Origin of the sequence: Planococcus chinensis (assembly GCF_042681545.1) — a bacterium.
Classification (GTDB): Bacteria; Bacillota; Bacilli; order Bacillales_A; family Planococcaceae; genus Planococcus; species Planococcus chinensis.
In genome coordinates this window covers 37,542-51,380 of record NZ_JBHUFW010000023.1, presented here as the reverse complement: position 1 = coordinate 51,380, position 13,839 = coordinate 37,542, and the positions used below count along the sequence as shown (strand labels likewise).

Sequence of the window (13,839 nt, the reverse complement as noted above, 5' to 3'; positions counted from 1 at the left end):
GGTAGTTGGGGGTTTCCCCCTGTGAGAGTAGGACGCCGCTGGGCACATCGAAAGCCGTTACCTGAAAAGGTAGCGGCTTTTTTTGTGTTGTTCTTTATAAGTCGGCCGAATTTCGGCAAACGCACGCCGCTCTTTATTCATGAAGAGGGGTTATTTTCGATATAATGAATTTAAGTAAAAATGTGAGGGTGGAATATATGACATACCGAAGACCTTTAGTGGATGCCTTGATCCATTTTCAGCAGCAGCAGCCGATTTCGTTCCACGTGCCCGGCCATAAGAATGGGCAGCTGTCGGCTTTGCCGGAAGCCATCAAATCCGCCATGGCTTACGACGTCACTGAACTTTCCGGCCTGGATGATCTGCATTACCCGGAAGAAGTGATCGGGGAAGCGCAGCAGCTCCTGGCAGAAGCGTACGGCGCGGACGAAAGCTTCTTCCTGGTCAATGGCTCGACTTCAGGAAATCTGGCGATGATCCTGGCTGCTTGCGAGGAAGGAGATGCGGTTCTCGTCCAGCGCAATTCCCATAAGTCGGTTTTCCATGCCCTTGAACTGGCCAAAGTACGCCCGATCTACGTAGCGCCTGAATGGGACCGGGCTTCGTTGACGGCAACGGCCTTGCGCTTGGAAGACGTTGAGGCAGCATATGCGGCGTATCCGGAAGCGAAAGTGCTGGTCGTGACATACCCCAATTATTACGGCATGGCTGGCGCTGATCTGGAAGCAATCATTTCATTTTGCCACGATAAGGGAATTGTTGTGCTTGTCGATGAAGCGCACGGCGCCCATTTTGTATTGGGCTCCCCGTATCCGCCGTCTGCGCTGGGTCTTGGAGCAGACGCAGTTGTACAGTCTGCACACAAAAGCCTGCCGGCGATGACCATGGGATCATTTTTGCATGTGCAGGGACAGCTGCTGGACGCCGGGAAAATTAGAAAGTATTTGCGGATGCTGCAGTCGAGTAGCCCTTCCTACCTTATAATGGCCTCGCTTGATGATGCACGGTCATTTGTGCAGACTTATTCCCAGCCCGATAAGCGGAGCTTTGAAGACAAGCGCAGGCAGTTTCTCAGCGGGTTGAAGACCATTCCGAAACTGGAAGTGTTCGAACCGGATGATCCGTTGAAACTGATGCTCCGCGTCGGCCATCACAGCGGCCCGCAATTAAAAAAGCAGCTTGAAGAAACCGGAATCCATGCCGAATTGGCCGACCCCCATCAAGTGCTGCTGATTTTGCCGTTGCTGAAGCATGTGCATTCCTATCCGTTCGCGGAAATCCGCAGCCGCATCAAAGAAGGGGTGCGGGGGGTCCTGCAGGAAGAGCGGCTGTCGGTGGACATCAAGGTGCCCGTGCAGCAAATGATTGAAATGCCAGAGCTCTCCTTTGAAGAGCTGGAAGTCGGGGAATTTGAATGGCTGCCGTATCCGAAAGCCTACGGGCGGATTTCGGCAGGCACGGTGGTGCCGTATCCGCCTGGAATTCCACTGATATTGCCCGGCGAAAAGTGGACGCTTGAAAAATTGGAGAACTTGGCGGACTGCCTTGCCACGAATGCCCAGATCCAAGGAGACCATCGCTTGAGCGAAAAATTAATCCGCGTGCTGCCTCGGGGTAGATAACTTCGGGAAAAAGGGTATGGTAGGAGTATGTTGAAATTTATAGTGTCAGGATGTGGGGAATTATGATGAATCAGGAGAAATATGCCATTGTCGATATCGGTTCGAATACCATGCGGCTCGTGGTCTATAGCCGCGACAAGAGCGGCAGGCTGACCGAAGCTGAAAACGTGAAAGCAGTCGCGCGCTTGCGCAGTTATTTATCGGCATCGGGCCGGCTCGAGGACGAAGGGATCGATATTCTGGTCGAGACCTTGCAGAGCTTCCAGGAAATTACGCGGCACCATCAGCTTGAAGAAGTGAAATGCGTCGCTACGGCAGCCATCCGCCAAGCCAATAACCAGCAGGAGATCTTGGACCGGGTGGCAGAAGAGACCGATTTCAAAGTGCGGATTTTATCGGAATATGAAGAAGCGTATTACGGCTATTTGGCCGTCGTTAACTCTACGCCGTTTTCGAGCGGCATCACGGTGGATATCGGGGGAGGGAGTACGGAACTTACCCTTTTTGAAGATCGTAAACTGGTCTATTTCCATAGTTTTCCTTTCGGGGCATTGTCGCTGAAGGAGCAATTCATCAAAAATGACATGCCGACTCCGCAAGAATTGAAGACGCTTCGCACCTTTTTGAGCAGCCAATTCCAGACGCTCCCATGGCTGAAAGGCAAGGGGCTGCCGCTCATCGGAATCGGAGGGAGCGCCCGGAACATGGCACAGATTCATCAGGAATTCATCGAGTATCCGCTTGCGGGAATCCATCAATACAAGATGACTGCGAACGACGTCAAAGAAATCGATTCAATGCTGCTGTCCATGGATTTTCAGGAGGTGCAGCGCGTTGAAGGGTTGTCAAAAGATCGGGCAGACATCATCATCCCGGCGATTGAAGTGTTCGCGAACCTGATGGGCCTTATCGGGACAGAGGTGTTCGCATTGAGCCGCAAAGGCTTGCGGGACGGCGTATTTTATGAGGAACTGACAAAGGACTTTGAACTGTCGGTGTTTCCGAATGTCGTAGAAGAGAGTTTCTACGAACTTGCCATCGACTATGATATCAATCTGACCCATGCAGCCCAAGTAAGCACGAATGCCATGATGATTTTGCATGAGCTCGAAAAGCAGGGGATCTTGAATGTGACGCCGAAAGACGAGAAGTTCATCCGGCTTGGGAGTGCCGTCTATAACCTAGGCACCTATATCGATGCAGAAGCAAGCCACCAGCATACATTCTATCTATTGGCCAACCGGACGATTGACGGACTTTTGCACAAGGAGCGCCTGATTCTTGCGCTGATCGCTTCTTTCAAAAACAAGGAATTGTTCAAGCGGAACACGGCGCTTTACCAGGAATGGTTCACGAAAGAAGAAATCGCTAAATATAGCCTGTTCGGTGCAATTGTCAAATTGGCCTATAGCTTGAATGCCACAAAACGGAATGTCATTGATTGGATTGGGCTCGAACTTGAAGGCGATGCACTGAAGTTTAATATTTATTGCCGGGGGGACTGGAAACCCGAGCAGTACCAAGCGGAAAAGCAGAAAAAGCATCTTGAAAAGCAATTAAAGAAACCGATTCAGCTTCATTTTATCGAACAGGAATAGAGATGGGAAATTGCATGTAAAAGGTGGCGGAAACGTTGAATACAAAGATGAAGCATGCCGTTGAACTGAATAATCCTTCTTTTTACAATAATAGGGAACTGAGCTGGCTCGCGTTCAACGAGCGGGTCTTGCAGGAAGCGCTCGACGAACGGAATCCGCTCCTGGAACGCATGAAATTCCTGGCGATTTTCAGTTCCAATTTAGATGAATTTTTCATGGTGCGCGTTGCCGGGCTGCAGGATCAAGTGAAGGTGGGGTTCAACAAGCCGGAAAACAAAGCTGGGATGACGCCTGCCAGGCAATTGAAGGAAATCGCCAACAAGACCCACCAATTAGTGGAACAGCAGTACCGGGCGCTGCAAGACGAATTGCTGCCGCAAATGAAACAGGAAGGCGTCAGGTTCCTGAAGATGGAGGATTTGAATCCGGCCGAATTGAAGGAAGTGGAAGCGCATTTTGATGAGCAGATTTTCCCCGTATTAACGCCCATGGCTATCGATGCCTACCGCCCTTTCCCGATGCTGCTCAATAAAAGCATCAATTTGGCAGTCGTGCTGCGGGATAATGATGAAGAGGCGGAAAACCCGTTCAAGACGGCCATTGTCCAGATGCCTTCGGTTCTCGAACGGCTCTTCGTGCTGCAAGGGAAGTCCGGAAAAGAACGGATTGTTTTGCTCGAGGACATCATCAGTTATTTCATCAGCAAGCTGTTCCACGGCTTTTCTGTCGTCTCAGTAGCAGTGTTTCGCATCACCCGCAATGCTGATATGACGATCCATGAAGAAGGTGCCCGTGATTTATTGAAGGAAATCGAAAAAGAACTGAGGAAACGGAAGTGGGGAGCGGCTGTCCGTCTCGAGGTCCAGAAAGAGGGGCTCGATCCTCAAGTGCTAGCGTATTTGATGGATGAGCTGGAAGTCCTCAAGAAAGATGTCTATGAAATCGAAGGCCCGATCGATTTGACACTGTTTTTCGGGTTTTACAAGCGTATGGCCAAACCACATGCCAAATTGGTTTATGAAAGCCGCATATCTCAGCCGCCGCGGAGCCTAGCGTTCCATGAAGACATTTTCGAAAAAGTGATGGATCAGGACATTTTTCTGCATCATCCGTATGAATCCTTTGAGCCGGTGGTCGAATTCGTGTCCGAAGCGGCAGATGATCCCGAAGTGCTGGCCATCAAGCAGACGCTCTACAGGGTCAGCGGAGACTCGCCGATCATCAAAGCCCTGAAACGGGCGGCGGAAAAAGGCAAACAAGTCACCGTGCTGGTGGAGTTGAAAGCGCGTTTCGATGAAGAGAACAACGTCCAATGGGCAAAAGAGCTGGAACAGGCCGGCTGCCACGTGATTTACGGCATGACCCATTTGAAAACCCACAGTAAAATCACGCTGATTGTCCGGAAAAAGGCGGATCATATCGACCGCTTTGTCCATTTGGGTACAGGGAATTACAATGACCAGACAGCGAAGCTATATACGGATATGAGTCTCTTCACATCCAAAAAGGAATTTGGCGTCGACGCCACCAATTTCTTCAATTACTTGAGCGGCTATACGGAAAAACCGGAATTCCACCATTTGTCCGTTGCCCCTTTCACCATCCGGAGAGATTTCATCAACCTTATTGAAGCGGAAATCGACTGCCAGAAAAAGTTCGGCAACGGCCGCATCATTGCAAAAATGAATTCTTTGACCGACAAAGCAATTATCCGGCGGCTGTATGAAGCTTCGATTGCCGGCGTCCAGATTGATTTGATTGTGCGCGGCATCTGCTGCTTGCGTCCGGGCATCAAAGACGTCAGTGAAAACATACGCGTCCGGAGCATCGTCGGGCGGCTGCTAGAACATAGCCGAATCTATTACTTCCACCATAACGGCGAGGAAAGGACATTCTTGTCTTCGGCAGACATGATGACACGAAATATGGAAAACCGCATCGAAATCCTGTTCCCGATTTACGACAATGCCATCAAAAAACAAGTGAAGCACACGCTGGAGCTGGCACTCGAAGACAATGTCAAAGCGAGGGAACAGGACGCCAAAGGACAGTACCATTACGTGAAAAGAAAAGAAGGCGACCCCGAGATCAACAGCCAGCTGGTGCTGTATAACGAAGCATACCAAGTGGCCGAAGATGAGGATTAGGTTAGATAAAAGCACCTGAGGGGCGCTTTTACTCAATTCGCTGAGAAAACTAAAATCAACACAGAAACAATACTGTTCTTTTTACTGATTTGTTCCATATCTCAGATAGGACAAGGAAGATAATAGGTGCTGCCTGTAGTCAATGAGCTAGCTAGAGACGAAGCTAGCGAAGCGATGCAAGAGCAGGAAGGTTTTATAAAGAGGCGGGTGTTCTTTTAGGCTCCTGACGGAAGCCATGACCAAAGCGGCCAAGCGGCGTAAAAGGTTCGCTTCTTTTATTAAATTATTTAGAAGGATTCTCGAAAGCCAGGATAAAAGCGCCTTGATGGGCGCTTTTATTGTGGGTTCGCGGGCGCAAAAAGGGCCGGAATCCTGTATAGTAAAAGGAGTTTACAACACTAAGAAAACAGGTGAATGAGAAATGGGTTATTTGATTACATTAGAAGGCGGGGAAGGGTCGGGCAAAACCAGCGTCCTGAAACTGGTCGCTGATGCGCTCAAACAGCAGGGCCATTCCGTCGTCTGCACGAGGGAACCGGGAGGCATTGATATTGCCGAACAGATCCGGGAAGTTATCCTGGACCGCAGCAACACCAACATGGACCCCCGGACCGAAGCGCTGCTGTACGCGGCAGCCCGCCGCCAGCATTTGGTTGAAAAAATCGTGCCGGCGCTTGAAGCAGGGGAAATCGTGCTGTGCGACCGCTATATCGACAGCAGCCTGGCTTATCAAGGGCATGCCCGCGGGCTCGGCATCGATGAAATCTTTACGGTCAATAAATTCGCAATCGATCATTATATGCCGGATATGACGTTGTATTTTGATGTGGAACCGGCAATCGGGCTTTCACGCATCGAAAAGGATGCCGGGCGGGAAGTGAACCGCTTGGATATCGAATCGGTCAAGTTTCATGAAACCGTCCGGGAAGGCTATAAGCTGCTTGTCAGCCGCTATCCGGAGCGCATCCGGGTCATCGATGCCTCAGACAGCCTGGCTGCCGTATTCGAGAGCGCAATGGCTGAAATCACCGGTTTTATTGAACAAATGAAGAAATGAGGCATTGGAAAGATATACAATATGCGCCTTTATTCATGGTATACTTATATAGAAGAAACAATGAAAAGGGAGTGAGTGCTGATGAAACTCGTCGTAGCAGTCGTGCAGGATCAAGATAGCAACCGTTTATCCAATGCGTTAACAAAAAATGATTTCCGGGCTACCAAGCTTGCCAGTACGGGAGGGTTTTTGCGCTCAGGAAATACCACTTTCTTAATCGGGATCGAAGACGGCCTGGTGCCGAAACTGATGGATTTAATCCGTGATAACTGCCGGGCGCGCGAGCAGATGGTGGCCCCTGTTTCACCGATGGGCGGGAATGCCGATTCGTATATTCCTTATCCGGTGGAAGTTGAAGTCGGCGGCGCGACGATTTTTGTCTTGCCGATCGAGCAATTCCATCATTTCTGATAAACGCAGCAATCCCAGACATATGATGCATTAACTGCCCGTGTTCCGCTATGGATCACGGGGTTTTTTACAAAGGCTGATTGAAGGTGAAAACATGCAAAAAACAACCCAACAACTCCAGGAGCTGCAGCCGGTCGTCATGAAGCGGCTGCAAGGCGCATTTAAAAAAGACCGGCTTGCCCATGCCTATTTATTTGAAGGGCCGGCGGGGGCAGGCCTGACGGAGATTACTCACTTTTTCGTCAAGCTGCTGCTCTGTGAGAATCCTTCGGAAAATGTTCCATGTGAAACATGCCGGAGCTGTCATCTCTATAATACAGGGAACCATCCGGGCATCGTTTTTATCGAGCCCGATGGTCAGAACATCAAAATCGACCAGATCCGCGAGTTGATTTTTACGATGAATAAAACCGGTTTCAGTTCAGGCCGGAAAATATATGTGATTGAAGAAGCTGACCGGATGAACAATTCGTCCGCCAATGCATTGCTGAAGTTCCTCGAAGAGCCGGAGGTTAATGTCACCGCCATCCTGCTGACGGAACGGCTCAATGCCATTATGACGACCATCCGCTCACGCTGCCAAATCGTCTCTTTCCAGCCGCTGTCGCGTCCGCAAATGATTGATACGTTATTGGCCGGGGGCATGACGGCCTCTATGGCCAACACCGTCAGCATGTTGACGCAAAGCGTGGATGAGGCTGTGCTGTTGAGTGCCGATGAAGCTTTTCTTCAACAGCGCAAAATTGTGTTAAAATTGGTAGAGGCGGTCAGCAGCAATGTCCACGAAGCGCTTTTGCTGATCCAAGCCGAGTGGCTGCCAATATTTAAAGAAAAAGAAGATGCCGAAAGAGGGCTCGACATGTTATTATTTGCATATCGGGACATCGCTTCGGCAAAAGCAGGCCTTGAGACTGCACGAACGTATCCGGATATGGAACAAACTTGGAAGCAGATGGCGCTTCATCGTTCTTTTGCGGTGCTTTCGAAGCAATTGCAGGCGATATTACAGGCCAAACAGCAATTGCCCCGCAATATGAACCGAACGCTGCTGATGGAGCAGTTAATGCTGAATCTGCAGGAGGGGTAGACGAGTGTATAATGTCATAGGTGTCCGCTTTAAAAAAGCGGGTAAAATATATTATTTCGACCCGGGCGAGTTTGCAATCGAGAAAGACGATTACGTCATTGTCGAAACAGCCAGAGGAGTCGAATACGGAAAAGTTGTTGTGCCGGTGAAGGCGGTCGATGAGAACGATGTGGTTCTGCCGCTGAAGCAAGTGCTGCGCGTAGCAAACGACCGCGACCGCCAACAGGTGGAAGAAAACCGGCTTGAAGCCGGGCGTGCTTTTGAAATGGGTACGGACAAGATCGAAGAACACCGGTTGGAAATGAAACTGGTGGATGTGGAATATACATTTGACCGCAATAAAGTCATTTTCTATTTCACGGCGGAAGGGCGCGTCGATTTCCGCAACTTGGTAAAAGACTTGGCGTCGATTTTCCGGACGCGCATCGAGCTTCGCCAGATCGGCGTGCGCGATGAAGCGAAAATGCTCGGCGGCATCGGTCCATGCGGGCGCATGCTTTGCTGTTCAACGTTTTTAGGCGATTTTGAACCGGTATCGATCAAGATGGCAAAAGACCAGAACTTGTCGCTGAATCCTTCGAAGATTTCAGGCTTGTGCGGACGGCTTATGTGCTGCCTGAAATACGAGAATGACGAATACGAAACCGCCAAGAAAGAGATGCCGGATGTCGGCACACGCGTATCGACGCCGGACGGCGACGGGCGTGTCGTCAGCATGAATATCCTGGAGCGTGTCTTGAAAGTACGGCTGGCTGAGCAGGAACAGACACTTGAATACGCATTAAGTGAGATAATGGACCAAGGAACGAGAGCGTGAGGTGGTTTAATTGAAGGATAAGAACTTTTTAGACACGGTGATGGATTTTGAACAGCAATTGGAGTCCATGCAAGAGCAATTCCGGGAACTGAAAGCGGTCGTGGCCCATACGATGGAAGAGCATCATGCGCTCCAGTTGGAAAATCACCATTTGCGTGCGCGCTTGGATGAGCTCCATCAGAAAGTCCCGGAAGCGGTGGCAGCCGATCCGGTGAAGCTGAAGAAAGCTGTAATGGACATCGGCGAAGGCTATGACAACTTGGCGCGCCTGTACCATGAAGGCTATCATGTATGCAATGTTCATTTCGGCAGCTCGAGAAAAGGCGACGATTGCCTGTTCTGCCTGTCATTCCTGAACAAACAGAATTGAAAAGCAGCAGAGGCCGTTTCACCGTCCATCAGCCAGCCTTATGGAAGGGCCTGATGGGCCGGGATTTCGGCAGCTGCAATTAAGAATAAAGGCTTCCGACACTCCGTGTGGCGGCGGCCTTTTGTTATGTAAGAGGAGTTGAAACCATGTTATTGGACGATGAACGTTTGGATTATTTGCTGGCGGAAGATTTGCGGATCATCCAGAGCCCGTCGGTATTTTCGTTTTCACTGGATGCCGTGCTGCTCGCCCGGTTTGCCTATGTACCGCTGAAACGCGGGAAGATTGTCGATCTGTGTACAGGCAACGGCGCCATTCCGCTGTTCCTCAGTGCCCGCACCGAAGTTCCCATCATCGGGGTGGAGCTGCAGGAGCGCCTCGCACAGATGGCCACGCGGAGCATTGCATACAACAACCTCAGCGACCGCATTTCTGTCATTCAAGGCGACGTCAAAGAAATCCCGGCGCAGCTCGGTTTTGAAAAATACGATGTCGTGACATGCAATCCGCCTTATTTTCCTGCCCACGAAATGAGCGATAAAAACATCAGCGAGCATATGGCGATTGCCCGGCATGAACTCCATTTGACGCTCGATGAATCGGTGGAAGCGGCGAGCAAGCTATTGAAGCAGGGCGGCAAGGCGGCATTTGTCCACCGGGCAGGCCGGCTGATCGACATCATCACCGCGATGCGCGCCAACCGCCTCGAGCCGAAACGGGTCCGCCTTGTCTATCCGAAGGCCGGCAAAGAGGCGAATACGCTGCTGATCGAAGGCATCAAAGACGGCAAACCGGATCTGAAAATCCTGCCGCCGCTGATTGTCTACGGCGATGACGGGGAATACACAGAAGAAGTGAGAGCGCTGCTTTATGGAAACAGCTAAGCATTTCTTCTATGTGCTCGAATGCGCAGACGGCTCTTATTACGCCGGGTATACCAACGATCTCGGCAAGCGCCTCGATGCCCATAACGCCGGGAAAGGTGCAAAGTATACCCGCGCCAGGGGACCTGTCGAATTGATCTATCAGGAAACCTTCCCTACGAAACCCGCAGCAATGAAGGCGGAATATGCTTTCAAACAATTGTCCAAACCCCAGAAAATCCGCTATATTGCTGAAGGAAAGGAAGATGGCGAATGAAATCGCAAAAAAGCTTTCAGGAACAAGGAGCGACGCTGTATCTGGTGGCGACGCCGATCGGCAATCTCGAAGACATGACCGTCCGGGCCATCCGGATCTTGAACGAAGTGGATGTCATTGCAGCGGAAGACACCCGCAATACGAAAAACCTCTGCAATTATTTCGACATCCAGACGAAACTGGTCAGCTACCATGAACACAACCAGGAAAGCGGCGGCTACAAGATTCTGTCGTACCTGCAGGACGGAAAATCCGTAGCGCTGGTCAGCGATGCCGGCATGCCCTGCATTTCCGATCCCGGCGAAGACATCGTCAAAAAGGTGTTGGCGGAAGGCTTTCCGGTCGTGCCGATTCCAGGGGCGAACGCGGCGCTGAGCGCATTGATCGCTTCGGGGATCACCCCGCAGCCGTTCCTGTTTTTCGGCTTTCTGCCGCGCGGCAAGAAAGAACGGCAAAGCGAACTTGATGTGCTCAGCCAGAAGCAGGAGACACTGATTTTCTACGAGGCGCCACACCGCCTGAAGGACAGCTTGAAAAGCATGCAAAAAGCGTTCGGGGCGGAGCGGCAGATCGTCCTCGCACGGGAAATTACGAAAAAATTCGAAGAATTCCTGCGCGGAACGGTGGAGGAAGCGGCCGCATGGGCAGACGCCAATACGATCCGCGGCGAATTTTGCATTGTGGTGGAAGGGAATGCGTCCCCAGATCCGGTAGAAGCCGAAACCTGGTGGGAGCACCTGTCGATTGCTGAGCACATAGAGGCCGTGATGGAAAAAAAGAACCTGTCCTCCAAAGAAGCGATCAAAGAAGTAGCGAAAGAGCGCGGCTTGCCGAAGCGCGACGTCTATCAGGAATACCATGTATAAAAAAAGCGCCAGCGCCCGTTAAAGCCGGAAGCCTGCGCTTGTGCAGAAAAAACCCCGGAACGCCATGGCGCTCCGGGGTTAAACTATATCAGAATTTATTTTTTTAGGTTGCTTTGAATTTCTTTTACGAGCATCTCTGCGCCTTCTGGGCTTAGAATCAATTTACCGCCGACAAGCTGCATGTTTTCATCCGAAACTTCTCCGGTTACTGCACATGTCATGTTCGGCAAGTATTTTTTCAAGATAATTTTATCGTCGTCTACGTAAATTTCCAATGCATCTTTTTCTGCAATTCCCAATGTACGGCGTAATTCGATTGGAATTACCACACGGCCCAATTCGTCGACTTTACGGACAATACCTGTTGATTTCATATTCATTCTCTCCCCTCAAATTTGTCGGATGTTTTCGTCAAAATTCGACAATTACCACTTCCTGTCATAAATCATACCAAGTACTGGCAATTAGGTCAATAAAAAACTATCCCATTCATAATATTTTTTGCGAATTTGTGACATCAATCTGCTATTAATATTGATTTTCTCCTTCTAATTCCCAATGACACTAAAAATAGGGAGGGAATATACAGAAAATAACTATTCCGAATAATGAGATTTTGTCGAAAACCATCTTGTGAATTGAAAGATTGTACAAAAAGGGGGACTTCGTTAAAATAAGAACTATACCAAAAAACTGGAGGAATTTTTCGTGACTGCTAAAACCAATACTTTCTATTTAACGACTCCGATTTATTATCCAAGCGGAAAATTCCATATCGGAACGGCTTATACGACTGTGGCTTCTGATGCGATGGCACGTTACAAGCGGCTGAAAGGCTTTGATGTCCGGTTCTTGACGGGCATGGATGAACATGGCCAGAAAATCGAGGAAAAAGCGCAGGAAGCCGGAAAGGATCCGCAAACATATGTTGATGAAATGGCAGAAGCTGCGAAAAGCGTCTGGTCGGTCATGGACATTACGTATGACGATTTTATCCGTACAACAGAAGAGCGCCATAAAAAGAGCGTCGAAAAGATTTTCCAGACGTTTCTGGACAATGGCGATATCTATAAAGGGGAGTACGAGGGCTGGTATTGCACCCCTTGTGAATCGTTCTATACGGAAGGCCAGCTCGTGGACGGCAATTGCCCGGACTGCGGCCGCCCTGTGCATAAAGTGAAAGAAGAGTCGTATTTCTTCAATATGAAGAAATATGCCGGCCGCCTGCTCGATTATTACGAGAACCATGCCGAGTTCATCGAACCGGAATCGCGCAAAAACGAGATGATCAACAACTTCATCAAGCCGGGGCTGGAAGATCTTTCGGTATCCCGTACATCATTCGATTGGGGAATTCCGGTCCCTGGAGATCCGAAACACGTCATCTATGTGTGGGTCGATGCATTGTCGAATTACATTACGGCCCTCGGATATGGATCGGAAAACGAAGAGCTGTTCAACCGGTACTGGCCGGCGGATGTCCATGTCGTCGGCAAGGACATCGTCCGTTTCCACACCATCTACTGGCCGATTTTCCTGATGGCGCTTGATTTGCCGCTGCCGAAGAAAATCTTCGCCCACGGCTTTATCATGATGAAAGACGGCAAGATGTCGAAATCGAAAGGCAATGTCGTCTATCCGGAAATGCTGGTGGAACGTTACGGCTTGGATGCGACGCGTTATTTCCTATTGCGCGAGCTGCCATTCGGTTCAGATGGCGTATTCTCGCCGGAATCCTTTATCGAGCGCACGAACTATGATTTGGCCAATGACCTCGGGAATTTATTGAACCGGACGGTTTCGATGATCAATAAATACTTCGGCGGAGAAATCCCGCAAATCGACGGATATGTGACTGAATTTGATGAGACACTCCAGAAAGTGGCGAAGCAAACAGTCGAAGTGTACGAAGAGCATATGGAAAAAATGCAGTTCAGCATCGTCTTGAGTGAATTATGGACGCTGATTTCACGGACCAATAAATACATCGATGAAACGCAGCCGTGGGTGCTTGCAAAAGATGAGGAACTGAAAGGCCACTTGGCTTCCGTGATGGGGCATCTGGCAGAAAGCTTGCGCATGACAGCGGTTATGCTCCAGCCATTCTTGCCGAATGCGCCGAAGCAGATTGTTGAGCAGCTTGGCCTGACGCAGGATGCGCTTGCATGGGAGACGCTCGGGCGCTTTGGCCAGATTCCTGCTGGCACTAAGGTAGCAGCGAAAGGGACGCCGATTTTCCCGCGCTTGGAAGTAGAGCCGGAAGTGGCATATATCCGCGATCAGATGCGCGGGACACCAGAACCTGCGGAAACCGAGAAAGCGGAGAAGGCGGCGCCTGCGAAACCAGACGTGCCGGAAATCTCCATCGAAGAATTTATGAACGTCGACCTTCGCGTGGCAACCGTAACCGCGTGTGAAGCGGTGCCGAAAACCTCGAAGCTGCTGAAGCTCCAGCTGGATATGGGCTATGAGGAGCGGCAGGTCGTCTCCGGAATCGCCGAGCATTACAAGCCGGATGAGCTGATCGGAAAGAAAGTGGTGGTTGTCGCCAACTTGAAACCGGTCAAGCTGCGCGGGGAATTATCGCAAGGGATGATTCTTGCGGGTGAACAAGACGGGTATCTGACGCTTGCCGCTGTGGATGAAAAATTGCCGAACGGCGCAAAAATAAAATAAAGCAAGGCTTAAGCCGTCCTCCTTTTTAAAGGAAGGGCGGTTTTTTAA

The 13,839-nt window shown here is 50.2% G+C and carries 13 protein-coding genes; 12 read left to right on the top strand and 1 reads right to left on the bottom strand.

From position 1 onward, the window contains the following. Nucleotides 1-197 precede the first annotated feature (197 nt). The 11 genes from ACFSDB_RS17620 to rsmI all read left to right on the top strand — a co-directional run bounded on the left by ACFSDB_RS17620 (nucleotide 198) and on the right by rsmI (nucleotide 11,115). Entirely contained in the window at nucleotides 198-1,622 is a 1,425-nt protein-coding gene (locus ACFSDB_RS17620) for an aminotransferase class I/II-fold pyridoxal phosphate-dependent enzyme (RefSeq protein ID WP_204893774.1), read from the top strand. A gap of 65 nt (nucleotides 1,623-1,687) precedes the next feature. Beyond that, nucleotides 1,688-3,220, top strand: a complete 1,533-nt coding sequence (gene ppx / locus ACFSDB_RS17615; RefSeq protein WP_204893778.1) for an exopolyphosphatase — start codon at nucleotides 1,688-1,690, stop codon at nucleotides 3,218-3,220. A 47-nt stretch (nucleotides 3,221-3,267) separates the two neighbouring features. Next, nucleotides 3,268-5,367, top strand: coding sequence for an RNA degradosome polyphosphate kinase (locus tag ACFSDB_RS17610; protein ID WP_204893777.1), 2,100 nt, complete (start codon nucleotides 3,268-3,270; stop codon nucleotides 5,365-5,367). Between the two features lie 421 nt (nucleotides 5,368-5,788). Then, nucleotides 5,789-6,424, top strand: coding sequence for a dTMP kinase (gene tmk / locus ACFSDB_RS17605; protein WP_204893773.1), 636 nt, complete (start codon nucleotides 5,789-5,791; stop codon nucleotides 6,422-6,424). An 81-nt stretch (nucleotides 6,425-6,505) separates the two neighbouring features. Further along, nucleotides 6,506-6,835, top strand: coding sequence for a cyclic-di-AMP receptor (locus ACFSDB_RS17600; RefSeq protein WP_204893772.1), 330 nt, complete (start codon nucleotides 6,506-6,508; stop codon nucleotides 6,833-6,835). A 94-nt stretch (nucleotides 6,836-6,929) separates the two neighbouring features. After that, nucleotides 6,930-7,922 (top strand): DNA polymerase III subunit delta', encoded by a 993-nt coding sequence (gene holB, locus ACFSDB_RS17595; protein WP_204893771.1) that lies wholly within the window; start codon nucleotides 6,930-6,932, stop codon nucleotides 7,920-7,922. A 4-nt stretch (nucleotides 7,923-7,926) separates the two neighbouring features. Further along, nucleotides 7,927-8,739 carry a PSP1 domain-containing protein gene (locus tag ACFSDB_RS17590; protein ID WP_204893770.1) on the top strand — a complete coding sequence of 271 codons (813 nt, stop codon included), beginning with the start codon at nucleotides 7,927-7,929 and terminating at the stop codon, nucleotides 8,737-8,739. Between the two features lie 10 nt (nucleotides 8,740-8,749). Then, entirely contained in the window at nucleotides 8,750-9,109 is a 360-nt protein-coding gene (gene yabA / locus ACFSDB_RS17585) for a DNA replication initiation control protein YabA (RefSeq protein ID WP_204893769.1), read from the top strand. 146 nt (nucleotides 9,110-9,255) lie between these two features. Beyond that, nucleotides 9,256-9,993, top strand: a complete 738-nt coding sequence (locus tag ACFSDB_RS17580) for a tRNA1(Val) (adenine(37)-N6)-methyltransferase (RefSeq protein ID WP_204893768.1) — start codon at nucleotides 9,256-9,258, stop codon at nucleotides 9,991-9,993. After that, nucleotides 9,980-10,249 carry a GIY-YIG nuclease family protein gene (locus ACFSDB_RS17575; protein ID WP_204893767.1) on the top strand — a complete coding sequence of 90 codons (270 nt, stop codon included), beginning with the start codon at nucleotides 9,980-9,982 and terminating at the stop codon, nucleotides 10,247-10,249. The genes ACFSDB_RS17580 and ACFSDB_RS17575 overlap by 14 nt, the downstream gene beginning before the upstream one ends. Further along, entirely contained in the window at nucleotides 10,246-11,115 is an 870-nt protein-coding gene (rsmI, locus tag ACFSDB_RS17570) for a 16S rRNA (cytidine(1402)-2'-O)-methyltransferase (RefSeq protein ID WP_204893766.1), read from the top strand. The genes ACFSDB_RS17575 and rsmI overlap by 4 nt, the downstream gene beginning before the upstream one ends. A 95-nt stretch (nucleotides 11,116-11,210) precedes the next feature. Here the strand turns inward: rsmI and ACFSDB_RS17565 are convergent, their stop codons facing one another. After that, nucleotides 11,211-11,489 (bottom strand): AbrB/MazE/SpoVT family DNA-binding domain-containing protein, encoded by a 279-nt coding sequence (locus ACFSDB_RS17565; RefSeq protein ID WP_377340805.1) that lies wholly within the window; start codon nucleotides 11,487-11,489, stop codon nucleotides 11,211-11,213. 334 nt (nucleotides 11,490-11,823) lie between these two features. On the opposite strand from ACFSDB_RS17565, the gene metG reads away from it, so the two are divergent. Then, nucleotides 11,824-13,791: a methionine--tRNA ligase gene (gene metG, locus ACFSDB_RS17560; RefSeq protein ID WP_204893764.1), complete on the top strand. Its 1,968-nt coding sequence runs from the start codon at nucleotides 11,824-11,826 to the stop codon at nucleotides 13,789-13,791. Nucleotides 13,792-13,839 lie beyond the last annotated feature (48 nt).

Excerpts from the sequence above, each read along its gene's own strand:
- rsmI (WP_204893766.1), top strand. The coding sequence starts at position 10,246 with ATGAAATCGCAAAAAAGCTTTCAGGAACAAGGAGCGACGCTGTATCTG.
- holB (WP_204893771.1), top strand. The coding sequence starts at position 6,930 with ATGCAAAAAACAACCCAACAACTCCAGGAGCTGCAGCCGGTCGTCATG.
- ACFSDB_RS17580 (WP_204893768.1), top strand. The coding sequence starts at position 9,256 with ATGTTATTGGACGATGAACGTTTGGATTATTTGCTGGCGGAAGATTTG.
- ACFSDB_RS17620 (WP_204893774.1), top strand. The coding sequence starts at position 198 with ATGACATACCGAAGACCTTTAGTGGATGCCTTGATCCATTTTCAGCAG.
- ACFSDB_RS17610 (WP_204893777.1), top strand. The coding sequence starts at position 3,268 with ATGAAGCATGCCGTTGAACTGAATAATCCTTCTTTTTACAATAATAGG.
- ppx (WP_204893778.1), top strand. The coding sequence starts at position 1,688 with ATGAATCAGGAGAAATATGCCATTGTCGATATCGGTTCGAATACCATG.
- ACFSDB_RS17600 (WP_204893772.1), top strand. The coding sequence starts at position 6,506 with ATGAAACTCGTCGTAGCAGTCGTGCAGGATCAAGATAGCAACCGTTTA.
- ACFSDB_RS17575 (WP_204893767.1), top strand. The coding sequence starts at position 9,980 with ATGGAAACAGCTAAGCATTTCTTCTATGTGCTCGAATGCGCAGACGGC.
- tmk (WP_204893773.1), top strand. The coding sequence starts at position 5,789 with ATGGGTTATTTGATTACATTAGAAGGCGGGGAAGGGTCGGGCAAAACC.
- ACFSDB_RS17565 (WP_377340805.1), bottom strand. The coding sequence starts at position 11,489 with ATGAAATCAACAGGTATTGTCCGTAAAGTCGACGAATTGGGCCGTGTG.